Genomic DNA, 23,349 nt, shown 5'->3' on the forward strand with positions numbered 1-23,349 from the left:
GACTTTATAGTTCGGCGTAGTGGCCAAGAAGCCCGCTTACGCCTGGATCAAACGCAAACAGGTCGCCTGCCTGTTGCTGCTCGCGCAGCATTGCGTCGGTCAATCCCTTGCGCGCGGTAGTGGCATAGGCGGTCGCCAGATCGTCGCCACCAAAAGCAATCTTCGTGACGTTAGCGACCGGAAAGGCGATGTGCGTCATCATCGCGCCGGCGGGGTCGTAGCGCCGCACACCCCAGCCACCGAAAAGGCCGATCCACAAGCACCCCTCCGCATCGATCGTCGGCCCGTCGGGATAACCCGCTCCTTCCTCGATCCGCGCGAAGGGCGCCGTCTCTACAAGTCCCGCCTCGTCGATCCGGCTTTTCCAGATCGTGCGGCCCAGCGTGTCGACATGATAGAGGACCGTGCCGTCAGGCGAGAGCGCGGGCCCATTCGTGATCGACACCGGCGCGACGCCCATGTCGCGCGACAGGCCGCCATCCGTCCGGTAGATGCGGCCACTGGCCAGAAGCTCGTCGTCGTCCATGGAGCCAAACCAGATGCGTCCCTCGCGATCGACGGTGGCGTCGTTCAGGCGGTTGCCCGGCTGGTCGGCCTCGGGATCGTGAAGCAGGGCGAACTGCCCGGTCGCGGGATCGAAGCGGTGCAGCCCGGTCTTAAGGCCCAGGATGAAATCGCCTGCGATTGCGGGTACGATCCATCCGACGGGTGCAGGGGCCGGCCAGCTGCGCGATATTTCCATCTCCGGGTCATAGCGATGGATCAGCTGAGCTTTGATATCGACGAACCATAACGCTCGATCCCGTTCGACCCACACGGGTCCTTCCCCCAGGACGGCACCCAGACTCAGAACCGATTGCGGCGCGTGCACCATCGCTCAGCGCCAGCCGGCATCGACGAAATAATCATGACCGGTGCACATGCGCGCGTCATCGGATGCCAGGAACAGGGCGATCGCGGCGACGTCGACGGGCATGATCCGCGCGTCCAGGCACTGGGCCGCGACGATATCCGCTTCCCCCTCCTGCGTGTACCATTTCATCTGGCGCGGCGTCTTCACATTGCCCGGCACGATGGTGTTGACGCGGATATTGTCGCGGCCCAGATCGCGCGCCATGCCGCGCGTCATCCCTTCGATCGCGGCCTTCGCCGTCTGGTACAGCACCAGGTCGGGCAGGCCCAGATGCCAGCTGATCGACCCGAAGTTCAGGATGACGCCGCCCCCGGCCCTGCGCATGGCGGGCACCGCCGCCTGCGCGGCGAAGAACATATGCCGCAGGTTCACGGCCATGCGTTCGTCCCAGTAAGCGGGGGTCACATCCGCCATGGCATGGCGATCGTCATTGCCAGCATTGTTGACAAGAATGTCGATGCCGCCCAGCGCCTGCTCGGCGTCCGCCATCACCTGCTGGACGGCGTTCACATCACGCAGGTCGCAGATGTGAAAGGAAGGCGCGAAAGCCGCGTCCTTAGACCGGGCGACGAGCGCCGCTCCTTCCTTTTCCAATATGTCGCAGAAGGCCACGCGCGCGCCCTGAGCGACGAAGGCTTCGACCAGCCCTTCACCGATGCCGCTGCCACCGCCGCTGATGAAAACCCGTTTCCCCACAAGGCTGGGATAAATGGCGGACGCGGTCATGCGCGCATGTCCTCCATCTGGCGTCCAATCAGGCCGCGCGCCGCCAGATTGGCCATGAAGGCGCCCAGCCCGACGGTCCAGGGCGGCGCATCCTTCGACGTCGCCACCCGGTTGACCAGCCGGCCCAGCCGGGGCGTGGCGATCGATACGCGATCGCCGACCTTGTGGGTGAAGCCCCGTCCCGGATCGTCGCGATCCTGAACCGGCGCGAACAGCGTGCCCAGGAACAGGGCGAAACCGTCGGGATATTGATGCTCGCTGAGCGTCTGGCGGACCAGTTCCAGCGGATCGCGGCTGATCTGCGCCATGCTGCTGACGCCCTCCAGTCGATAGCCCTCTGGTCCTTCGATAACCAGTTCGACCTCCGCCGCGCGGACATCGTCCATGGTGAAATCATCGTCGAACAGGCGGATCAACGGGCCCAGCGCGCAGGAGGCATTATTATCCTTGGCCTTGCCCAGCAGCAGCGCGGACCGTCCCTCGAAATCACGCAGATTGACGTCGTTGCCGAGCGTCGCGCCAACCGCCTTGCCCGCCGAATCGACGATCAGCACGATTTCGGGTTCGGGATTATTCCAGGTCGAATCGGACCGGATGCCGATCTGCGCGCCCGCGCCCACGGTCGACAGCACCGGCGCCTTGGTGAAGACTTCCGCATCGGGACCGATCGCGACTTCGAGATATTGCGACCACAGCCCGTCCTCGATCAGCGCCTGTTTCAGCGCGGCGGCTTCGGGCGATCCCGGCACGACGGCGCGGATCGAACCGCCGACCTGCGCCTCCAGCCGGGCGCGAATATCCAGCGCTGCAGCGGAGTCGCCGCGCGCGCGCTCCTCGATCACCCGCTCGATCGCGGACAGCGCGAAGGTGACGCCGCAGGCCTTCACGCACTGCAGATCGATCGGGCTGAGCAACGGCAGATCCAGCTTGTCCAGATCGCCCAGCGCGCGACCGGAGCCAGTGTCGAGCGGCAACGCATCGATCAGCATGGAAACGGTGGGCGCGACCGTGGACATATCGTAGACGACGCCCCGATCGACCAGAATGGGGCTTGGGCCAGCCGCCTGCATGACCCGGCCGACGAAACGGGCCGCCCGCCAATCCGCCGGTACATCGTCACGCAAGGAAAAATCCCCAGACATCGCCAACTCCTACTCGACACTTATCACTGATAGCGCTACCACCATAGGACGGCCGGTGCTGTCAAGTGGTTACATAAGGCGGCCGTGGGAGATGGCATGATGCGGAGCGGGCGATGGGCGAATCAGTGAGCGGCGCGGTCCTGTGCCTGGGCGAAATGCTGCTGCGGCTGTCCGGCTCCGAAGGTGGGCGCCTGCTCGACTCGCCTGGCGTGCGGGCGCATTTTGGCGGGGCCGAGGCGAATGTCGCGGTAGCGCTGGCGCAGCTTGGCTTGGACGCCCGGTTCGTCAGCCGACTGCCGGACGGCCCGCTAGGCGATGCCGCGATCGACCATCTTCGTCGCCATGGCGTGGCGACGACCGGCATGGTCCGGACCTCCGGGCGCATGGGCCTCTATTTCCTCAGTCCGGGCGCCGGCGTGAGGGCTTCGTCGATCATTTACGATCGCGCCGGATCGACCTTTGCACTGGCCAAGGCGGAGGATTTCGACTGGCCCTGCCTGCTGCGCGGCGTGCGCTGGCTCCACCTGTCGGGTATCACGCCAGCGCTCGGCCCGGCCAGCGCGCAGCTGGGTCTTGCTGCTGCCCGCGCAGCGAAGGCGCTGGGCGTGTCCCTGTCGTTCGACGGCAATTATCGCGCGACACTGTGGGGCCAGTGGGATGGCGATCCGCGCGCCATCCTGACCGACTATGTAGCCCTGGCCGACCTGTTCATCGGCAGTCATCGCGACATTGGCCTGCTGCTGGGTCGCGATTTCAGCGGCAGCGGCCCGGATCGCCGCCGGGAAGCCGCTGTGGCGCTGTTGGATGCCTTTCCCGGCCTGGCCCATATCGCATCCACCGCGCGCACTACTCTGGACGCCACACATTATCGTCTTTCGGCGCGCGTGGACGGTCGGCACGGCTTCCATCAGACGGACGAGGTCGCGTTGAACGCGATAACCGATCGAATCGGCACCGGAGACGCTTTCGCCGCCGGTGTGCTGGCCGCGCTTCATCGGGGCGCGCAGGAAGCCGCGGAGCAGGGCCTGGCGCTGGCCTGCCTCAAACATTTCATCGCTGGCGACGCCAGCATTTCGCGCCCGTCCGACGTCGCGGCTTTCCGGCAAGGCCGGTTCGACGTGCAGCGGTAGTCGCTATTTCTCCCTCTTGAACAAAGGACAGGACATGATCACGGGCGCAATATTGATCGGGGCGAAAGATGCTTCCAGAGAGCCGTTCTTCGACGCGGTCGATCCGGCCACCGGCGCAGTCCTTGCGCCCCCTTTCAGCAACGCGGACGCGACCGATGTCGACCGGGCATGCGCGCTGGCGGAGGCGGCGGCCATTGCTTTTGCCGATGTGCCTCCCGAAGCGCGGGCGACGTTCCTCGAGTCGATAGCGGACGAGATCGTCGCAATCGGCGATCCGCTGATCGAGCGGGCCATGGCGGAAACCGGGCTGCCCCGCGCTCGGCTGGAGGGTGAGCGCGGCCGCACCACGGGCCAGTTGCGCCTGTTTGCGCAGATGTTACGGGATGGCTCCTGGGCGCAGGTTACGATCGATCCTGCCCTGCCGGACCGGCAGCCGCTGCCCCGTCCCGACCTGCGCCGTCGCCATCTGGCGATCGGTCCCGTCGCCGTCTTCGGGGCCAGCAACTTCCCGCTCGCCTTCTCGGTCGCGGGCGGCGACACGGCGGCGGCGTTGGCGGCCGGCTGCCCCGTCGTGGTGAAAGGGCACCCCGCCCATCCGGGTACGGGAGAACTGGTCGCCCGTGCCATCGCGACCGCCGTGGCCAACTGCGGCCTGCCCGAAGGCGTGTTTTCCTTCCTGCCCGGCGCGACCAATGAACTGGGCGCCGCGCTCGTCGCCGATCCCCGCATAAAAGCGGTGGGCTTCACCGGCTCGCGCGCGGGGGGGCTTGCCCTGATGAAAATAGCTGCCGGTGGTGCCGAACCGATTCCGGTCTACGCCGAAATGAGTTCGATCAATCCGGTCATCCTGTTCCCCGCCGCGCTGAAGACAAGAGGCGCGGCGCTTGGTCCCGCCTTCGTCCAGTCGCTGACGATGGGCGCGGGGCAGTTCTGCACCAATCCGGGGCTGGTGATCGCGGTCGGCGGGCCTGATCTCGACACTTTCGTCGACGCGGCGGCGGCAGCGCTGGCCGACAGCAAGCCGCAGCCCATGCTGACGCCGGGTATTCACGCAAGCTTCGAAAGCGGCGTGGAAGCCCTGGAGTCGCACGAAGCGGTAACCCCGGTGGCGCGCGGCTGCGTCGGCGATGGCGTGAACCAGGCGCGCGGCGCGCTGTTCCGCACCAGCGCCGCGCGCTTCCTGGCCGATCCGGCCTTGTCGCACGAAGTCTTCGGTTCCTCCGCGATCATCGTCACCGTGCGCGACATGACCGAAGCTGCAACGGTGATCGCAGGACTGGAAGGGCAGCTTACCGCCACGCTGATGCTGGATGCCGACGACGAGCCTGCCGCCGCCGCGCTCATCCCCCTGCTGGAACGCAAGGTCGGGCGCATCCTGGCCAATGGCTGGCCGACGGGCGTGGAGGTCTGCCACGCCATGGTGCATGGCGGCCCCTATCCGGCGACGTCCGACAGCCGGACGACCTCTGTCGGCACGCTGGCGATCGACCGGTTCCTGCGGCCGGTCTGCTATCAGGGCCTGCCCGCGTCGCTGCTGCCCCAGCCGCTCGCGCCGGACAATCCGTGGTCGCTGCCCCGGCGGATCGACGGCGTTCTCCAGGCGGACTGAAGGGGCCAGAACATGACACAATCCCGTTTCCGCTCGCAGGACTGGTTCGCCGACCCCGCCCGTTCGGACATGGTCGCCCTCTATCTGGAGCGGTTTATGAACTACGGCATCACGCCTGCGGAACTGCGATCGGGCCGGCCGATCATCGGCATCGCCCAGACCGGCAGCGACCTGTCCCCCTGCAACCGCATCCACCTCGACCTGGCGAAGCGGGTGCGCGACGGCATCCGCGACGCGGGCGGCATCGCGATGGAGTTTCCGGTCCATCCAATCTTCGAAAACTGCCGCCGCCCGACCGCCGCGCTGGACCGCAATCTCGCTTATCTGGGGCTCGTGGAGATCCTTTACGGCTACCCTATCGACGCGGTGGTCCTGACCACCGGCTGCGACAAGACGACGCCGTCCGGCATCATGGCCGCGAGCACGGTCGATATACCCGCAATCGTCCTGTCCGGCGGCCCGATGCTGGACGGCTGGCACGAGGGTGAACTGGTGGGATCGGGCACCGTCATCTGGCGCAGCCGCCGGAAATTGGCGGCGGGGGAGATTGACGAGGAAGAGTTCCTGCGCCGCGCCTGCGACAGCGCGCCGTCCGCCGGTCATTGCAACACCATGGGCACGGCCTCCACCATGAATGCGGTGGCCGAAGCGCTGGGCCTGTCGCTGACGGGATGCGCGGCGATCCCCGCTCCCTATCGCGAACGCGGGCAGATGGCCTATGAAACCGGCCGTCGCATCGTCGAGATGGCGCATGAGGATCTGCGACCGTCGGACATATTGACGCGCGACAGTTTCCTGAACGCGATCCGCGTGGTCAGCGCGCTTGGCGGTTCCAGCAACGCACAGCCGCATGTCATGGCGATGGCCCGCCATGCCGGCGTGGAGCTTACCGCCGCCGACTGGATGGACGAGGGGTACGACCTGCCCCTGTTGCTCGATATGCAGCCGGCCGGTCGTTACCTGGGCGAGCGCTTCCACCGCGCCGGCGGTGTCCCGGCCATATTGTGGGAATTGCTGCAGGCGGGCCGGTTGTCGGGCGATTGCGTCACCGTTACCGGCCGCACGATGGGCGAAAACCTGACTGGCCGGGAAACCCGCGATCGCGACGTCATCCGCCCGTTCGATGCCCCCCTGCGCGAACGGGCCGGATTCCTGGTCCTGTCGGGCAATCTGTTCGACTTCGGCATCATGAAGACATCGGTCATCAGCGAGGAGTTCCGCCAGCGCTACCTTTCGACGCCCGGATCGGAAGGCATATTCGAAGGGCGCGCGATCGTCTTCGAAGGCGGGGAGGACTATCACCACCGCATCAACGATCCGTCCCTCGCCATCGACGAAAATTGCATTCTGGTCATGCGGGGGGCGGGGCCGATCGGCTGGCCGGGATCGGCGGAAGTGGTGAACATGCAGCCGCCCGATGCGCTGATCCGGCGCGGCGTCCAGTGGTTGCCGACGCTGGGCGACGGTCGCCAGTCGGGCACGTCGGACAGTCCCTCCATCCTCAACATCTCGCCTGAAAGCGCGGCGGGCGGCGGTCTGTCGTGGTTGCGGACAGGGGACAGGCTGCGCATCGACATCAACAAGGGTCGCTGCGACGCGCTGGTGGACGAGGCGGAGATCGCGCGTCGGCGACAGGAGGCTCCGCCCCCCAGTCCGCCGTCCAATACGCCCTGGGAAGAGCTGTTCCGGGAAAAGACCGGCCAGATGGAGACGGGGGCGGTGCTGGAAATGGCGGTCAAATATCGCGGCATTTCCCGGCGCACCCCGCGACATAATCACTAAAAAGGGCGAACGATCATGGCCATCATCCCCCGGGTTGCCCTGACGGCGGCGGCGCTCGCCGCGCAACCGGCATTCGCGCAGCCGGAGTTGGACCCGATCTTCGGATCCCATGCCGTGCTTCAGCGCGACAGACCCATTCGCGTCACCGGGTCCGCCAGGGTCGGCGAGCCTGTGACGGTTACGCTCGGCAATGCGCGGGGGAGCGGGCGCGCAGACCAAAGTGGACGATTTTCGGTGCGGCTGCCGACGATGGGGGCGGGCGGCCCTTACGTCCTGTCCGTCACCGCACCGTCGGGCGAGGCGCATGCCGACGATGTGCTGATCGGTGATGTCTTCCTGTGTTCGGGCCAGTCCAACATGGAACTGCAGGTCAGCCGCGCCCAGGACGCGCGTAGCCAGATCGCCGCGTCCGCTGACCCCGCTCTGCGCCTGATTACCATCCCTCGCGGCACCGCACCGGCGCCGCAGCCCGCTCTTCCCGGTTCACCCGCCTGGGCAGTGGCCAGCCCGGACAGCGTGGCGACCTTTTCCGCAGCATGCTTCTATATGGTCAAGAATCTGCGCCGCACAGCCAAGGTGCCCATCGGCGCCATAGCTTCCAGCTGGGGCGGATCGCGCATCAGCACTTGGATGGGCGATCCGGCGCTGGTCGATTCTGGACAGAAGCAGGCGGCGCAGCTGCGCGCTGTCTATGCCCGCGATCCCGCAGCAGCCGCACGCCGATTCGGCGCCGACTGGGAAGCCTGGTGGCGCGCGTCAACCGGCGACGCGCCGGGGGCGGAACCATGGCAGCCGAACGCCGCGATCGAATGGAAGCCGGTTCCCCGGATGACATATTGGGAAGATTGGGGCGTTCCCGCGCTGGCCGACTACAACGGTATGATCTGGTTCAGCAAGGATGTCAGTCTGACCGCCGAGCAGGCCCGCATGGGGGCGACGCTCGAACTGGGCCAGCTCGACGACGCGGACCAGAGCTGGGTCAACGGAAAAGCGGTTGGTAGCGATGGAGATCCCGAATCGCTGCGGCGCTACCCGGTACCACCCGGCACGTTCCAGGCCGGGCGAAACGTCCTGCGGGTGAATCTCAACGACGTGTGGGCCAGGGGCGGGATGACAGGGCCTGCGGACAGCATGGTCATCCGGTTTGCCGATGGCAGTGTCGTGCCGATCGGTTCGGGATGGTCTTACGCCGTCGAACCAAGACGGCCTCAGAACGCCCCGCGCGCGCCATGGGACGACCTTGCCGGCGCGGGCATGATCTACAATGCCATGATCGCCCCTCTGGGCGACATCGGCCTGAAGGGCGTGGCCTGGTATCAGGGCGAATCCGACGTCGGGATTCCGGGCTATGCCGACAGATTGCGGGCGATGATGGCCGACTGGCGCAGGCAGTTCGGCAATGCCGGCCTTCCGTTCGCCATCGTTCAGATTGCTCCTTATGGCGCCACGACCACTGCCCCCGCTCAGAGCCGGACGGCCGAACTGCGCGAACAGCAGCGACAGGTGGCGCAAGGCGATCCGCACGCCGCGCTCGCGCTGACGATTGATCTGGGCGATCCACTGGACATCCACCCTGGCGAAAAGCACGAGGTCGGGCGCAGGCTGGCGCGGGCCATGCGATCCATCGCCTATGAAGAGGCGGGCCCCCCGTCCGGTCCCCGCGCGATCGCGGCGGACAGGATGCCGGACGGGTCCGTCACCGTGCGCTTCGCCGACGTGTCCGGTGCGCTTGTCACCCGCAGCAGCGCGCAGGCCATCGGCTTCGAACTGTGCGGCGCACGGGCTGACGATTGCCGCTACGCCACAGCCAGTGTCGGAAAGGACAGCATTACGCTGGCCGGGGACGGCCGCCCCACGAACAGGGTCCGTTATGCCTGGACCGAAAGCCCGGTCGTTAATCTGTACGACTTGAGCGGCCTTCCGGCCGGACCGTTCGAATTGACCGTCACCGGCCGATAACGAACCGCGCAAACCGCCGCCGATATGGGCGGCGGCACGCACGGAGCCAGACGTGAGCGCTGAACGGCACGCATCCACAACATTCATTTACATGCCGTCAGCCCCTCACGCTTCAATCTTACGGGTTGACGACTCAACGGTAACATCATACGCAAACAAGAAATGGTAGCGCAATCATTCGATCGCGTGTCGCCTGAAAAGGGAAGGGAGCAGGAGCGCGTGTCCATCGCCAGCATTGCGGAAACGCGGACCATGGCGATGCCAGCGCCCGAACGCAGCCTTCTTGATGTCCAGCCTGCATTTATGAACCCGCGCCCATTCTTGGCCGGCCTGACGGCTTTGGCCCTGCTTGCCCTGCCGTCAATCGGCGTCGCCGGAACCGCCCGATTTGAAGATTTCCGCTATGAGGGGCGGTCCATGGAAACGGTGCGGCTCAAGCCTGGCCAGTTCCGCAATCCGATCCTGTCGGGCTATTATCCCGATCCGTCGATCACGCGGGTGGGTAACGATTATTATCTTGTAAACTCGTCCTTCTCGCATTTTCCGGGGTTGCCCGTTTTCCATTCCAGGGATCTGGTCAACTGGGTTCAGATCGGCAATGCGATCGATCGGCCAAGCCAACTGAATTTCGAGGGTCGCGCCATATCCGACGGGGCGTTCGCCCCGGACATTTCCTGGCATGATGGCCTGTTCTACATCGTCAACACCTGCGTGAGATGTGGTGAGAATTTCGTCATCACCGCCACCAATCCGGCTGGCCCATGGTCGGACCCTGTCTGGCTTCCCTTCGAAGGTATCGATCCGTCTATCTACTGGGAAGGCGATCGCGCCTTCATCGTAAACAACCGGGCGCCTGACGAGCCGCCACGTTACGACGGACATCGCGCCATCTGGATCCAGGAATTCGACTGGCGTTCCGGCAAGATGGTCGGGGAAAGCACCCAGTTGGTCAACGGCGGGGTTGATATCCGGCAGAAGCCGGTATGGATCGAGGGTCCGCACATCTTCCAGAGAGGCGATTTCTACTATCTTATCGCAGCAGAGGGCGGCACGAGCGAAAATCACTCGCAGGTCGTTTTTCGGTCACACAATCTGCGCGGCCCATACCTGCCCTACGCCGACAATCCGATCCTGACGCAGCGTGATCTGCCCCCTGGGCGCCCGGATGCGATCTTCGCGGCGGGCCATGCCAAGTTCGTGCAACTGCCCAACGGGGATTGGTGGGCAACCTTTCTTGCCACGCGCCCCTACCGCGATGGCCTGTTCAACATCGGCCGCGAGACGTTTTTTCTCCCTGTCACCTGGCGCAACGGATGGCCTCGCATACTGCCCCACAAAACTGCCATACCGTTCGCTACGGCCCGCCCGGCGCTGCCCGCCGCCGCGCCGCCGGCGCTCCCCACCAGTGGTGATTTCGGCTATGTCGACACGTTCAGCGAAAAGGCCCTCGGGCCGCAGTGGATCGGAATCCGCACGCCTGGCAAACCGCTCTACCGACTGGAAGGCGGGGCGCTTGTGATGGACCCTGGCGCTCCCCTGGGCGATCGCTCTCGCGTTCCCACCTTTATCGGGCGGCGACAGCAGCACCACATCGCCACGGTTTCGACCACCATTCGGTTTACACCGGAACAGGACGGGGAACGCGCGGGTCTGGCCGCTGTTCAAAGCGACGAGTCCTTCCTGTTCTTCGGTATCGCCCGAACCCGCGGCAAGGCGATAGTCGCTCTGTATGTTCGTGATAAGGCGAAGGCGGATCGGCTGGTCGCCGCCGCGCCCGTGCGGGTCGGACCGGCTCTCACCCTTACCATGAAAGCAGCCGGAGGCAGCATGAGCTTCGATTATGCGATCGGCAAGGAGCGGCACACTCTGCTCCAGAATTTCGATGCCTCGTTTCTGAGCACGGCGCGCGCCGGAGGTTTCGTGGGGACGGTGATCGGACCGTACGCGGCAATCCCGTAGCTGTCGAATGAGATTGCTATTGACACATCAGCGTACAACTGGAAATGTTACCGCTACCAAAGATCGCGGACTCAACCCGACAACGTCACCGGGAGGATCAACAATGACAGCATTCGCTTCCACCAGCGCGGCATCGCCCTGTCCGGACCGCAACGACCCCGTCTGGAATATCGCAAACAACACGCAGGTGCATTGCCCCAATGACCAGCGCCGCCGGGGCTAACCGTAATCGCTGCATTGTTGAAAATAAGAGAGAGGAACTGAAAATGCCCTACAACCGATTTTCTTTGCCCAAGGCGCGAACCATATTGCTCGGCGCCACGATGCTGACGGCAACGCTGCCCATGACGGCCGTCGCACAGCAGGACACCCAGCCCGCCTCCCTGCCGCAGAGCGAAAACGCCTCGGTGGAAGACATCATCGTGACAGGCTATCGCTCAAGCCTGGCCCAGGCGACCAACGCCAAACGTGAATCCAATGGCTTCACCGACTCGATCTTTGCCGAGGACATCGGCAAATTTCCTGACACCAATATTGCTGAATCCTTCAACCGCATCCCGGGTATCACGATCTCTCGCGACGTCACGGGTGAAGGCACCAATGTCGCGATTCGCGGACTGGGTCCGAATTTCACTAATGTGACGTTGAACGGCGCGACGATCGCAGTCGCCTCATCGGGGGTTACCGACGCGCAGGGCACCGATCGTGCGGTAGATCTCAGCTTCTTCCCGACGGATCTGTTCACCAAGCTGACGGTAAACAAGAGCTATACCGCCAACCTTCAGGAAGGCGGCGCCGCAGGTAATATCGACTTGCGATCAGCACGGCCGTTCGATCGCGCAAAGTCGTTCCTGACCTATAATGTCCAGGCCACCAAGCAATCGCCGGAGGATCGGATCGGCGCGCGCGGATCGCTGATCGGCAGCTGGCGCAACGACACCTTCGGTATTCTTGCCGGTGTCTCGGCGCAGCGGATGTACACCGACAGCCGCGGTTTCGAGACGATCGGCTATACCAATCCCAACCTCACAGCAGCCCAGTGCGGCGCCTCGACGGGTTGCAACACGACCGGCGGCGGCAACTGGACCATCCCCGACACCGTGCCCGCTGGCGCGGGCGCCGGTTTGGTTGCCGGCACTACGATCGATCAAGCCTTCCTGCTCGCCAACAACCCAGGCGCGACGATACAGCAGATTGACAACGGCCTGTTGCCGCGCCTTGGGCGTTTTTCCAGCATGCGCGGCCGCCGCGACCGGATCAACGCGATCGTCAGCGCCGAATGGCGGCCCTCCGATGAACTCCAATTTTACGTCGATGGCCTCTATGGGTATAAGCATAACGACCTGATCCGTGAAAATATGGCGTGGATCGTGCGCAACAGCGCGATCATTCCGACCAACCTCACATTTGACAAGTCTGACTGCAGCGCCGGCTGCACCGTGACCGGCGGAACATTCGCCAACGCGCAGTTTTTCAACGAATTCCGTCCCTATCTCGAAACTACCGAGCTGTTCAATATCAACCCCGGCCTTGAATGGGCAATTTCCGACCGTCTCACATTGAAGCTGCAGGGAAATTACGCGCGCTCCACCTTTCACCGCGAAAACCCGACTATTGGCATGACCACGTCGCTCGGCGTCGGCAATACCGTCACCTTTGCGAACGACGGCGGCATACCGACGATCACGAGCGACCTCGACCTCAACAATCCTGCCAACTTCGGGTGGTACACGGGCAGCCGCGCGAGCCTGAACGGCGAGAAGCGACTGAACATCAACAAGGGCGTGCGCGGCGACCTGACCTGGGGCGACAAGGCCCTCAACGTGCAGGTCGGCGGCGCCTATGACGATGTGTCCCGTCGCATCAGAGGCTACGACAACACACAGGCCTGGCAGAACGCGGTCTGCGGCAATAATCCGAACGTCTTCGTGCCTTCACCCAACTCGCAGCCGGCCTGCGAGGGCCTCGATGCACCCGGCTCCGCGCCAGCCGGCTACCCCACCTATCCCGGGCTCGGCACTGGATTCAGCGCCGGCATGACGGGGCCGGTGTCATATGGCGGCTCTCTGGTGCCCAATAGCGCGGCCCCCACTTACCTCATGCCGGGCCCGGCCGGCTTCGTGACGGTGAATTTTCCTGCCTTCGCCGACGCCACGAACTATGACCAGTTCCTCGCCAACGCGCCGGACAGTGGCGGTTCGACGACGGGCGCCAGCGGCGGCCTGATCCGCGAAAAGGTCAAGTCGGCCTTCGTCACGGTCAATGGCGAGCAGGAACTTGGCGGCAATATGCTGCGGTTCAACGTCGGGGTTCGTTACGTCAACACCGACCAAACCATCGCTGGGCGGGTTTCGCTCCCCGACCCGCGCAACACGACGTCCACCGGCACCCTGCCTGATGGCGCCCGCTACCCCAACGTCGTAACGATCGTGACGACGAACAACAAATACACCAAATGGCTTCCGGCAGCCACTTTCGCCTATGATGTGGGTGACAACGCCGTCGTCCGCGCCGCGGCTTCGCGGACCATGACCCGACCGGACCCGGCCGCGCAGCTGCCAGGCGTCAACTTCAGCGCGCCATCGGCTGATCAGGCATCCATCGGTAACCCCGCGCTGTCGCCCTACATGTCCACAAACCTCGATCTGGGCTTCGAATATTATACCGGCCGGGAAGGCGTGATCAGCTTCAATGCGTTCCGCAAGTCGATCAAGGGGTTCACGACCACCTCGATCACGACGGTGCCGTTCGCCAGCCTGGCGCAATACGGGATCACCTACGACACCATCAATCCCACGCAGCGGATCGCCATCGACTCGCGCGGTGGTCCATCTGCAGCGCAGGTCCAAGTGACGTCGCAGGTCAACGTGCCCAACAAGCTGACGATCAACGGCCTCGAATTCCAGTGGGTACAGCCGCTGGACTTCATCACCCGCAAGATCGGCGTGACCGGCTTCGGCTTCAACGCCAATGCGACGATCGTCGACCAGCGCAGCGATGGTCCCGCGACCGCCTTCGGCGTCGCGCCGTTCACCTATAACATCACGGGTTATTACGAAAAGAACGGCGTGATGTTGCGTGTCTCGACCACCTATCGGCAGGGATCGCAAAGCAGCAATCTGGCCCAGAACGGCATTCCCGCCGCAGCGCTGTTCACCGACGACTACACGACCTATGATTTCTCCTCGTCGTTCGACCTGGACAAGATCTTCGGGATCCCCGGTGCGCCGCAGTTGACCTTCAACGTCGCCAATTTCACCAATGCGACGTTGCGGTCTTACTATCAGTTCGAGAATGCGACGTACACGTCGTACAAGCCCGGTCGCCAGTTCCTGATCGGCTTGCGCGGTACGTTCTAGAACGCGGGGAGGGGGGGCGTCGCAATGACGCGCCCCTCCTTATACACCAGGTTGGCGCATGGACCGACCGCCGGGAGGGCCTGCCGGTCTTCCGCTTTGCAAGGAGACTGACGTTGTTTACGAGGCGCAGCATCTTGAGCGGCGCGATGGCCGCCGGTCTCCTCGCCTCGCCCCTGGCGGCCGCAGTGCGGTTCGACCGACGCAAGCCCGGATTCGACATCGCTCTTGCCACGGGCGAAATTACACCGATCTTCGTGGACCCTGCGGATCTGGCCGGCGTGCGCCGTGCCGTCAGCGATCTGGCGGCCGACATCGGGCGTGTCACGGGCACGAATGCCGAAATACTGTCCAGCGCCGATACCCTCCCCCCCCGAATCATCATCGTCGGATCGCTCGGGCACAGTCCGGTGATCGATCGCCTGATTTCGAACGGCAAGCTGGACGCTGCCGACATTCGCGGGAAATGGGAATCCTTCGTCGTGCAGACGGTCGCCAGCCCGTTGCCGGGGGTCAGGGAAGCGCTGGTCATCGCGGGAAGCGACAAGCGCGGTGCGATCTACGGCGTCTACGACCTGTCCCGCACCATCGGCGTTTCCCCCTGGTACTGGTGGGCTGATGTCCCCGTAGCCAAGCAGAACCAGATCCGGGTCAGCTACGGGCGCTATGTTCAGGGCGCGCCCGCGGTCAAATATCGCGGGATATTCCTGAATGACGAAGCGCCCTGCCTGTCGGGATGGACGACCGAAAAATTCGGCGGCATGAATTCTAAATTCTACGCGAAACTGTTCGAACTGATGCTGCGGCTGAGAGCCAATTATCTCTGGCCGGCCATGTGGAACAACAGCTTCGCCGAGGATGATCCCGCAAGTCCTCGCCTGGCCGAGGAATATGGCATCGTCATGGGCACGTCCCATCATGAGCCCATGATGCGCGCGCACAAGGACTGGACCGACCGCCGGTCACATCTTGGCAACGGTCAATGGAATTACGCCACCAACCGCGAGCCGATACGGCAATTCTTTCGCGAGGGCATAGAGCGCAACCGCAACAATGAGGTGATCGTCACCATCGGCATGCGCGGGGACGGAGATACCGCGCTGGAAAGCACCGGCGGCCTCAAATCGGACATAGCCTTGCTGGAAACGATCATAGCCGACCAGCGCGACATAATCGCCCGGACCATGGAACGCCCGGCCGAAAAGGTGCCCCAGGTCTGGGTGCTGTTCACGGAAGTCTACAAATATTACGACGCCGGACTGAAGGTGCCGGATGACGTGACGTTGCTGTTCGCCGACGACAATGTCGGCAATCTGCGCCGACTGCCGTTGCCTTCCGAGCGTAACCGGCCTGGCGGATACGGCATCTATTTCCACATGGACATGCACGGCGGTCCGTTCTCCTATCAATGGCTCAATTCCAATCCCCTGCCCAAGATCTGGGAACAGATGAACCTCGCGCATCAATATGGCGCCAACGAGATATGGATCGCCAATGTCGGGGATCTCAAACCGCTTGAACTGCCGGTCGAATTCTTCATCGCGATGGCGTGGGACCCGTCCCGGGTCGACAAGGACAAGATCGCCCGGTGGACGCGCGACTGGGCCGAATGTCAGTTCGGCCCAGACCATGCCGAGGAGATCGCCTTCCTCCTTTCGCGCTATGCCAAATATAATGCCTGGCGCAAGCCGGAGCAGTTGCGCCCCGGGACGTACAGCCTGGAACATTATCGGGAAGCGGAACGGGTGTGCGACGCCTGGAACCAGCTGGTCGAACGGGCGGAGGTGGTGAATGCGGCGCTGGCCCCTGCCCAGCGCGACGCCTTCTACCAACTTGTGCTGCATCCCGTGCGCGCCTGCGCGAACCTGACCAACATGTATGTGGCAGCCGCGCGCAATGCCCGGTTCGCCGAGCAGGCCCGCGCCAGCACCCGCGCCGAAGCGGCGGAGGTGCGCCGGCGTTTTCTCTACGATCACGCGCTCAGCGATTATTATAATCATCAGATGGCCGGTGGGAAATGGAACCACATGATGGACCAGACCCACATCGGTTATTTCGACTGGTATCCGCCGGAAGCCGACATCATGCCGCCGGTCGCCGATCTGGACCTGAAAGCGGACGGTGGCTTCGGCGTGGCGATAGATGGCAGTGCGCACTCATGGCCAGGCTATTATCTTCCACCAAAGCTCCGTGTGCTCGACAGCATATCGAAGACGCCGACCTATATCGAAACATTCCCGCGCGGGACTGATCCGGTCGCTGTCGAGGTGACCGCCGACCAGCCCTGGGTTCTGATCCGCGAAGGCAAGGCGTTTAGCAGTTCGCCCCTCGACCGCCGTTTCTGGATCGATGTCGACTGGGCCAGGGCGCCGGTCGGGCAAAACGTCGCGCTCGTCACCGTCCGTGACGACAAGGGCCGCCAAAAGGTAGAAGCCCGCCTCACGGCCATCAAGGCGACCGCATCCCAGGCGAAAGAAGCGCGAGGCACGTTCGGGGGACTGACGGAGGCATTTTCAATCCCGGCCAACGCATTTCGCCGATCCATAGCCGTCGACGGAGTCCGCTGGGAAGCCATCGAGGATTATGGCCGGGTGAAGGCCGCCATGTCCATATTCCCGGTCGATGCCCGCTCCTTTCCGGATCCCACCGTCGCGCCTAGACTGGAATATGACATTTTTCTGGGGGAGGCCGGCCAATACCATGTCCTGCTGGTGACAAGCCCCACGCTGGAAGTCATTCCCGGCAGGACGTTATCGGTCGCGGTTATCCTGGACGATCAGGCACCGGTCGTGCACGCCGTCTTCTCGCCAGAGGATCGGGTCGCCGAGGATTTCCTCGGCGACAGGCATTTGCCCAATACCGCCAACAACGCCCGAACGATGCGGTTTGACGTCAATGCGGATCGTCCCGGCCGCCATGTCCTGACAGTAGCAATGGTCGATCCGACTATGGTCCTGCAGAAAATAATCATATCAAAGGACGAACCCGACAACTCATATTTCGGTCCGCCTCCACCCGGCATGCCTTTTGAAATGACGTGAGTTGGGATCGAGCGGTTTGAGCGTGCGCCAGGGGGGCTTTTCAGAACGGCCCCAATTGCGGCGGCGTCGCGCGAAGCCTCTCCGGCTCTACACCATCTACGGTCCACCCGAGCATGTTGACGGCGCGGTCCACAAGAACGGGGCGGATGCCGAGGCGCACGAATACCATTTCGACGGTAGAGCGACCGAATAACCTCCGCGGCGCCGTCCCCGTCAGACATCCATGTTGGGAACGTATCACGGATTGTCCGTTACGCCCGGCGATGGCAATAGCCCCGAAACACCACAGGATTTCCGAGGGGACTTCACGCAATCGTGCGATGCGGGGGCCTGCCTTGGGTCTTCGGTTATGGTCTCGATCCGTTTCGGTGTCTTCGAAAGGACGGACCATGCTGAGGTCCAGCATCGCGAACATCAGACACATCGATTCGGCATTCTCGACAATTCATGAATATCGGCATAGACGGCGCAGCGTGACTGACACCCGCAAACTCCTTGCTCGGCACCGTTGGCTATGTGCGATGCTTTTCGGGGCCGCTTTGCTGGTCAAGGCGGTAATGCCCGCAGGTTTTATGCCGGTCGTTTCGCAGGGCGTGATTCTCGTCCAGCTCTGCACAGGTCAAGGCGCTCAAACGATCGCCATGGAGGTGCCGGGTCAGGCGGGTAACGACGACCATGGCAAGCCCGAGAAATCGGAGATGCCGTGTGCGTTTTCCGGCCTGTCATCGCCGACGCTCGCGGCTGCCGATCCAATTCTGCTCGCCATCGCGATTGCCTTCGTCCTTGCGACGGGCTTCCGTCTTCCTTCCCGAATAGTCCTTTGGCGCGGCATCTATCTTCGTCCGCCCGCGATCGGCCCGCCCGTCGTCTGATTCCCTCAACTCTCCGCGTTGATCGGCGCCCCTCCGGGCGTCTTATGTGAATCAGGATTTCGACATGACTCCTCTGCTTTTTGCCGCGCACCGCGCGGCACCCTTGGCGCGTGCCTCCGCCGGCGCGGCCGCATTTAAGACCCGTCTGATCCCTGGCATTGCCTTTCCCGCCTTAGTAGCTGTGCTGGCATGCTGCCCGTTCTCGACGGCCCATGCACAGGATGGGGCCGTGCTACCTGAGATCGACGTGGATTCAGCGAGCGAGACGGCGCCGACGGTAGCGGGCGAAAGGATTTCCTCCGCACGGCTCCGTAATCGTCAGACCGGCTCAAGCGACACGGCGGCGATCCTGCAGAGCGTGCCAGGTGTAAGCGGCTTCGGCGCAGGGGGCTTTTCCACCCTGCCGGTGATCCGCGGTCTGGAAGCGCAGCGATTGACCGTTCTCGTCGATGGCGTAACAATCGCCTCAGCGTGTCCGAACGACATGAATCCCCCGTTGTCCTATACCGATCCGCAGACCGTGGGGGCAATCGACGTCATAACGGGTGTTTCGCCAGTCAGCTATGGCGGCGACAGCATCGGGGGCATCATCCGCGTCGAGAGCACGCCGCCACGGTTCGCGGATCAGGGAGAAACGCTGCTGACTGGCGAAGTCTCGACCTTCTATCGAAGCAACGGCGACGGCTTCGGAGGTTCGCTGTCGCTGACCGCGGCGAACGACAAGCTCAGCCTGACCTACAATGGCTCCTATACCCAGGCTGACAATTTCAAGGGCGGCGGATCGCTGGGCGCCGTGCGGTCGAGCGAATATGCAAAGACCGATCACAGCCTGAACCTGGCCGCGCAGGTCGGCAGCGGCCTATTGGAGCTGAAGGGCGGCTATCATTTCTCGCCTTATGAGGGCTTCCCCAATCAATATATGGACATGACCTCCAACAGGTCCTGGTTCCTGAACGGACATTATGCGGGCGTCTTCGATTGGGGCAACCTCGATGTCCGGGCGAACTGGCGCGACACCGACCACGCCATGAATTTCCTCGCAGACAAGGGCGGGACGGCCACCGGCGGGATGCCGATGAACACGGAGGTCCACAGCGCGGGATATGCGGTGCAGGCGGATATCCTGCTGGGCAATGCTGGCACGCTGCGCCTCGGCAACGAATTCCAGCATCAATGGCTAAACGACTACTGGCCGCCGGTCGCGGGCAATATGATGATGGGGCCAAATGCGTTCATCAACGTCAACGGCGCCAATCGCGATCGCCTCGGCACGTTCCTCGAATGGGAAAAACGTTGGGATCGTGGCCTCACCATCGTCGCCGGCATCCGCAACGATCAGGTCTGGATGAATAGCGGGACCGTCGCGCCCTATGGCACCGGTATGATGCAGATGGCCGACGTCATGGCGGCTGCGGCGTTCAATGCGGCCGACCGTAAGCGGCACGACAGCAATTGGAGCGGCACGCTCCTTGCTCGCTACGCGCTGTCCGGCCATGCGGAAATCGAGGTAGGCTATGCCCGCAAGGTGCGCTCGCCCAATATTTACGAGCGTTATAGCTGGGGCCGCGGCGGCATGGCGAGCCGCATGATCGGGTGGTTCGGCGACGGGAACGGCTATGTCGGCAACCTCGCGCTTCGCCCGGAAAAGGCGGATACGCTGAGCGCCGCGCTATTGATCCACAACGGCGGCAAGGATGGCTGGTCGTTGAAGATCGCACCCTATTACACCCATGTTGATGATTATATCGACGCCGTGAAGCTGGCGGATTTCACGGACATGATGGGACAGCCCACCGCGTTCGACCAGTTGCAATTCTTCAACCAGAAGGCGGAAATCTACGGTATCGACCTGTCGGGCGCCGTGCCGCTCTGGTCATCATCCTCGGCGGGCACCGCGCGTCTGACCGCGCGCGCGAGCTGGCTACATGGGCAAAACCTGACGGACCATGGACCGCTCTATCACCAGATGCCGTTCAACGCCGCGCTGGGGCTGGAACATCGGATCGGCGGTCTCGAAACCCGGATCGACCTGACCATTGCCAGCGAGAAGGATCGCGTCGATCCTACCCGCAATGAACCGCGGACGGGAAGCTATGCGCTGCTTGACGTCCAGCTTGCCTATCGCATCGACAATGTACGGCTGACGCTTGGCGCGGACAATCTGTTCGACAAGGCCTATTTCGCTCCGCTCGGCGGCATGTCGCTCGGGGACCTGAAGGCGACCGGAGTCCTGCGCCCCGTCTCGGGCCGCGGACGCTCGATCAATGCGGGCGTCACGCTCTCATTCTGACGGCGATGCGTTCGGGTCGGAAATCGCTGACGGAAGGGCGGAGGACAGGCTATGGCCGGTCCCCCGCCTGGTCGCGGCGCTGGGGTGCGGGCCTTGCCGCTGCGTCATGCTGCCTGCTTATGCTGGCAGTTCTCGATGGCAATCTCTCAGGCTTAATGATGTCATCGGCGCCGCGCCGCGAAGTGAGCAGCTTTAACTTGTCCACTCTATCGCCAATGGCCTCATCCGAACCGCGCGCTCGGCCGCGCGAGATCGAACGTCCTCCCGCCTCGCAGGCCGGAAGGGCAGTCATTGGAGAGCAGGCGATCGGCAAGGCCACTTCGCGACCCACACCTCTGTCGCTGCCGGTCCCAGTGCCGCCGACAGTCTGGCCCTTGCCATCCTCACCATCTCAAGCCAAGCCGTTGCCGGAACAATCGGATGTCGTCCCGGTACAAGCTCCTGACGACAAGAAAGCGAGCGCGCTTGCGGCTTATCAGAGCCAGATCTGGGCGCGAATTGCGGCACGCAAGCCTGTGGGCCTGCATCTGTCCGGTGTTGCCATGGTGCGTTTCGTTGTCGGCCGTGAAGGCGAGCTGGTTTCAGTCGAGCTTTCGTCATCCAGTGGAAACACCGCCCTGGATCGGTTGGCGCTCCGCACGGTGCGCAACGCCAGTCCCTTTGCAGCGCCTCCTATGTACGTGGAAAGGGATCAGCTGATCTTCACGATACCCTTCAGTTTTCACTGAGGACGCTTGGCAGGCGGCGCCATCATAGCGACGAGCCACTTGCCCTTGCAATCATCGAGCGAGCGTTCGCCATGCGTGATCTTCGCCTTGAAGGCGGGCGTCGAGTTTATCAGTCTTTTCCGAAAATGGCCGATTATATGGGAGTCTTGGTGCATGAGACCGAGTGCACGCGCGCCCTAAAGCCGTCATTTAGGATAATTATAGCCGCATGGAATCGTCAGGCGGTGGTGAGAAGGTGCCTTGCCCATCCGACGATTCGCGCGCGGTCCATCGCGCCGGCCTGGCGCGCGATCTCTCGACCGTCCTTGAACAGGATCATCGTTGGGATAGAGCGTATGCCATAACGTCCCGCAACGCCTTGCTCGGCCTCGGTATCGACCTTCAGCAGCCGTACCTTTGGCTCCAGTTCGGCGGCAGCGGCCTTGAACGCCGGCGCCATCGCGCGACATGGCCCGCACCAGCTCGCCCAGAAATCCACAAGAACAGGGAGGCTTCCGCGACCGACATGGCGATCGAATGCGGCTCCGTCGACATCGACGGGCTGGCCCTGGAAGAGCGGCATCGAGCATCGCCCGCAATTGGGCGCGAAGCCGGACTTCGCAGTCGGAACCCGGTTGATGCTCGCGCATACCGGGCAAATCACAAGCTGGGACTCGGACATGCGGACGTCTCCTTGTGGAACGCAAGCACTGCTTAGTCGTTTACGCGCATGATGTAACCGTGTAAAAAAGGTGGTTCAAGGCTTTGCCTCATCAGGAGTAGAAATTTGAATTCGAGCGCAGACGTCAATGCCGCTTGCACAGCCAGGATCCTACAGATCGGCGATGCCGCGCCGAATTTTCAGGCGCGCACGACGATGGGAGATATGAGCCTGTCCGATTATCGTGGCCGCTGGGTGGTGCTGTTCTCGCATCCCGCGGACTTCACGCCGGTCTGCACCAGCGAATTCGTCGCGCTCTCGCGCGCCAGCGATCGGTTCAAAGCGTTGAACTGCGAGTTGGTCGCGATCTCGGTCGATAGCCTCTATTCGCATCTGGGGTGGATACGCGCGATTCATCACCATTTCGGCGTCAAGGTCAGTTTTCCGATCGTCGAAGATCCGTCGCTGGTGATCGGTCGTGCTTATGGGATGCTTGCGGAAGATGCACCCGACGCGGCGACGCTGCGTTCGACATTCTTCATCGACCCCGAGGGCATTATTCGCGCGATGCTCTGCTATCCGGCCACAATCGGGCGGTCGGTTGACGAACTTCTGCGCGTGCTGGCAGCGCTGCAACGGGTCGATAGCGACAATGTGGTGACACCCGAAGGTTGGCACCCCGGCGATGACGTGCTGCTCCCGCCCTATCAGGATCAGGCTTCGGCGCTCGATGCGGCAGGCGAGACCTGCTGGTTCCATCGAACCTTGCCCGACAAACAAAAAGAGGCAGGTAAGTGACGACCTTCACCGATACGCAACTCGACGAGATCACCGATGTTCTCAAGGCGCTGGCCCATGAGGTCCGGCTGAAACTCATGCGCACGCTGCTCGAAAATGGCGAGAAGTCGGTGGGCGAGCTCGAAACCATGACCGGCATCGGCCAGCCTGGACTGTCGCAGCAACTTGCCATCCTGCGCAAGGCAGACCTGGTCCAGACACGCCGCGACGCCAAGCTCGTCTTCTACAGCCTCGCGCCGAATACGCTCGAAGGCACGGCGAAGCTGCTCTGTGCTCTCGCGGGAGTTTCCGCGAAGGAGGTGCAGCCCGCGGCAAAGACTGCCGACTCGCGGGCACGGGGATCGGCTGCGACCTTCGCCAAGATCTTGTAATCACGCGGCGTAAGGACTGGCACTGAAACGGCC

The 23,349-nt window shown here is 63.4% G+C and carries 16 protein-coding genes; 12 read left to right on the forward strand and 4 right to left on the reverse strand.

Annotated features, from left to right (window positions below):
- Window positions 1–4: 4 nt before the first annotated feature.
- From K663_RS01045 to K663_RS01055, 3 genes are read right to left on the reverse strand one after another with little or no spacing between them, the layout of a single operon-like run.
- Window positions 5–874, reverse strand: coding sequence for an SMP-30/gluconolactonase/LRE family protein (locus K663_RS01045; RefSeq protein WP_062113044.1), 870 nt, complete (start codon window positions 872–874; stop codon window positions 5–7).
- A gap of 3 nt (window positions 875–877) precedes the next feature.
- Window positions 878–1,639, reverse strand: a complete 762-nt coding sequence (locus tag K663_RS01050) for an SDR family NAD(P)-dependent oxidoreductase (RefSeq protein WP_062113047.1) — start codon at window positions 1,637–1,639, stop codon at window positions 878–880.
- Entirely contained in the window at window positions 1,636–2,781 is a 1,146-nt protein-coding gene (locus K663_RS01055) for a fumarylacetoacetate hydrolase family protein (protein ID WP_062113050.1), read from the reverse strand. The genes K663_RS01050 and K663_RS01055 overlap by 4 nt, the downstream gene beginning before the upstream one ends.
- Before the next feature lie 113 nt (window positions 2,782–2,894).
- On the opposite strand from K663_RS01055, the gene K663_RS01060 reads away from it, so the two are divergent.
- The 10 genes from K663_RS01060 (at window position 2,895) to K663_RS23090 (ending at window position 21,507) form a co-directional block, all read left to right on the forward strand.
- Window positions 2,895–3,911, forward strand: coding sequence for a sugar kinase (locus K663_RS01060; RefSeq protein ID WP_062113053.1), 1,017 nt, complete (start codon window positions 2,895–2,897; stop codon window positions 3,909–3,911).
- 34 nt (window positions 3,912–3,945) lie between these two features.
- Window positions 3,946–5,520: an aldehyde dehydrogenase (NADP(+)) gene (locus K663_RS01065; RefSeq protein ID WP_062113056.1), complete on the forward strand. Its 1,575-nt coding sequence runs from the start codon at window positions 3,946–3,948 to the stop codon at window positions 5,518–5,520.
- Window positions 5,521–5,532: 12 nt separating this feature from the next.
- The gene (locus tag K663_RS01070; protein ID WP_062113059.1) at window positions 5,533–7,302 is read left to right on the forward strand and encodes an IlvD/Edd family dehydratase; all 1,770 of its coding nucleotides are present in this window, start codon (window positions 5,533–5,535) and stop codon (window positions 7,300–7,302) included.
- Between the two features lie 15 nt (window positions 7,303–7,317).
- Window positions 7,318–9,261 (forward strand): sialate O-acetylesterase, encoded by a 1,944-nt coding sequence (locus tag K663_RS01075; RefSeq protein ID WP_062113062.1) that lies wholly within the window; start codon window positions 7,318–7,320, stop codon window positions 9,259–9,261.
- 303 nt (window positions 9,262–9,564) lie between these two features.
- A complete protein-coding gene (locus tag K663_RS01080) occupies window positions 9,565–11,220 on the forward strand; it encodes a glycoside hydrolase family 43 protein (protein WP_062120118.1) in 1,656 nt (551 codons plus the stop codon).
- 266 nt (window positions 11,221–11,486) lie between these two features.
- The gene (locus K663_RS01085) at window positions 11,487–14,579 is read left to right on the forward strand and encodes a TonB-dependent receptor (protein ID WP_062113066.1); all 3,093 of its coding nucleotides are present in this window, start codon (window positions 11,487–11,489) and stop codon (window positions 14,577–14,579) included.
- Window positions 14,580–14,692: 113 nt separating this feature from the next.
- A complete protein-coding gene (locus K663_RS01090) occupies window positions 14,693–17,617 on the forward strand; it encodes a glycosyl hydrolase 115 family protein (RefSeq protein ID WP_235589478.1) in 2,925 nt (974 codons plus the stop codon).
- Between the two features lie 521 nt (window positions 17,618–18,138).
- The gene (locus tag K663_RS01100) at window positions 18,139–18,489 is read left to right on the forward strand and encodes a DUF2946 family protein (protein ID WP_235589479.1); all 351 of its coding nucleotides are present in this window, start codon (window positions 18,139–18,141) and stop codon (window positions 18,487–18,489) included.
- 64 nt (window positions 18,490–18,553) lie between these two features.
- Window positions 18,554–20,779: a TonB-dependent receptor gene (locus tag K663_RS01105; protein ID WP_062120125.1), complete on the forward strand. Its 2,226-nt coding sequence runs from the start codon at window positions 18,554–18,556 to the stop codon at window positions 20,777–20,779.
- Between the two features lie 119 nt (window positions 20,780–20,898).
- Complete coding sequence (locus K663_RS23090; protein ID WP_235589480.1) at window positions 20,899–21,507, forward strand: energy transducer TonB family protein; 609 nt, start codon at window positions 20,899–20,901, stop codon at window positions 21,505–21,507.
- 217 nt (window positions 21,508–21,724) lie between these two features.
- Here K663_RS23090 and trxC read toward each other — a convergent pair whose 3' ends face one another.
- Complete coding sequence (gene trxC, locus K663_RS01115) at window positions 21,725–22,168, reverse strand: thioredoxin TrxC (protein ID WP_062113078.1); 444 nt, start codon at window positions 22,166–22,168, stop codon at window positions 21,725–21,727.
- Between the two features lie 195 nt (window positions 22,169–22,363).
- On the opposite strand from trxC, the gene K663_RS01120 reads away from it, so the two are divergent.
- Together K663_RS01120 and K663_RS01125 are read left to right on the forward strand one after the other, a co-directional pair.
- Window positions 22,364–22,945: a peroxiredoxin gene (locus tag K663_RS01120; protein WP_235589548.1), complete on the forward strand. Its 582-nt coding sequence runs from the start codon at window positions 22,364–22,366 to the stop codon at window positions 22,943–22,945.
- Complete coding sequence (locus tag K663_RS01125; RefSeq protein ID WP_062113085.1) at window positions 22,942–23,316, forward strand: ArsR/SmtB family transcription factor; 375 nt, start codon at window positions 22,942–22,944, stop codon at window positions 23,314–23,316. Before K663_RS01120 ends, K663_RS01125 begins: the two co-directional genes overlap by 4 nt.
- Window positions 23,317–23,349: the final 33 nt, after the last annotated feature.

This window comes from Sphingobium sp. MI1205 (assembly GCF_001563285.1).
GTDB lineage: Bacteria > Pseudomonadota > Alphaproteobacteria > Sphingomonadales > Sphingomonadaceae > Sphingobium.

Bases quoted from the DNA above. Each gene is read 5' to 3' on its own strand.
- K663_RS01045 (WP_062113044.1), bottom strand. From the start codon at position 874: ATGGTGCACGCGCCGCAATCGGTTCTGAGTCTGGGTGCCGTCCTGGGG.
- K663_RS01050 (WP_062113047.1), bottom strand. From the start codon at position 1,639: ATGACCGCGTCCGCCATTTATCCCAGCCTTGTGGGGAAACGGGTTTTC.
- K663_RS01055 (WP_062113050.1), bottom strand. From the start codon at position 2,781: ATGTCTGGGGATTTTTCCTTGCGTGACGATGTACCGGCGGATTGGCGG.
- K663_RS01060 (WP_062113053.1), top strand. From the start codon at position 2,895: ATGGGCGAATCAGTGAGCGGCGCGGTCCTGTGCCTGGGCGAAATGCTG.
- K663_RS01065 (WP_062113056.1), top strand. From the start codon at position 3,946: ATGATCACGGGCGCAATATTGATCGGGGCGAAAGATGCTTCCAGAGAG.
- K663_RS01070 (WP_062113059.1), top strand. From the start codon at position 5,533: ATGACACAATCCCGTTTCCGCTCGCAGGACTGGTTCGCCGACCCCGCC.
- K663_RS01075 (WP_062113062.1), top strand. From the start codon at position 7,318: ATGGCCATCATCCCCCGGGTTGCCCTGACGGCGGCGGCGCTCGCCGCG.
- K663_RS01080 (WP_062120118.1), top strand. From the start codon at position 9,565: ATGAACCCGCGCCCATTCTTGGCCGGCCTGACGGCTTTGGCCCTGCTT.
- K663_RS01085 (WP_062113066.1), top strand. From the start codon at position 11,487: ATGCCCTACAACCGATTTTCTTTGCCCAAGGCGCGAACCATATTGCTC.
- K663_RS01100 (WP_235589479.1), top strand. From the start codon at position 18,139: ATGCTTTTCGGGGCCGCTTTGCTGGTCAAGGCGGTAATGCCCGCAGGT.
- K663_RS01105 (WP_062120125.1), top strand. From the start codon at position 18,554: ATGACTCCTCTGCTTTTTGCCGCGCACCGCGCGGCACCCTTGGCGCGT.
- K663_RS23090 (WP_235589480.1), top strand. From the start codon at position 20,899: ATGCTGGCAGTTCTCGATGGCAATCTCTCAGGCTTAATGATGTCATCG.
- trxC (WP_062113078.1), bottom strand. From the start codon at position 22,168: ATGTCCGAGTCCCAGCTTGTGATTTGCCCGGTATGCGCGAGCATCAAC.
- K663_RS01120 (WP_235589548.1), top strand. From the start codon at position 22,364: ATGGGAGATATGAGCCTGTCCGATTATCGTGGCCGCTGGGTGGTGCTG.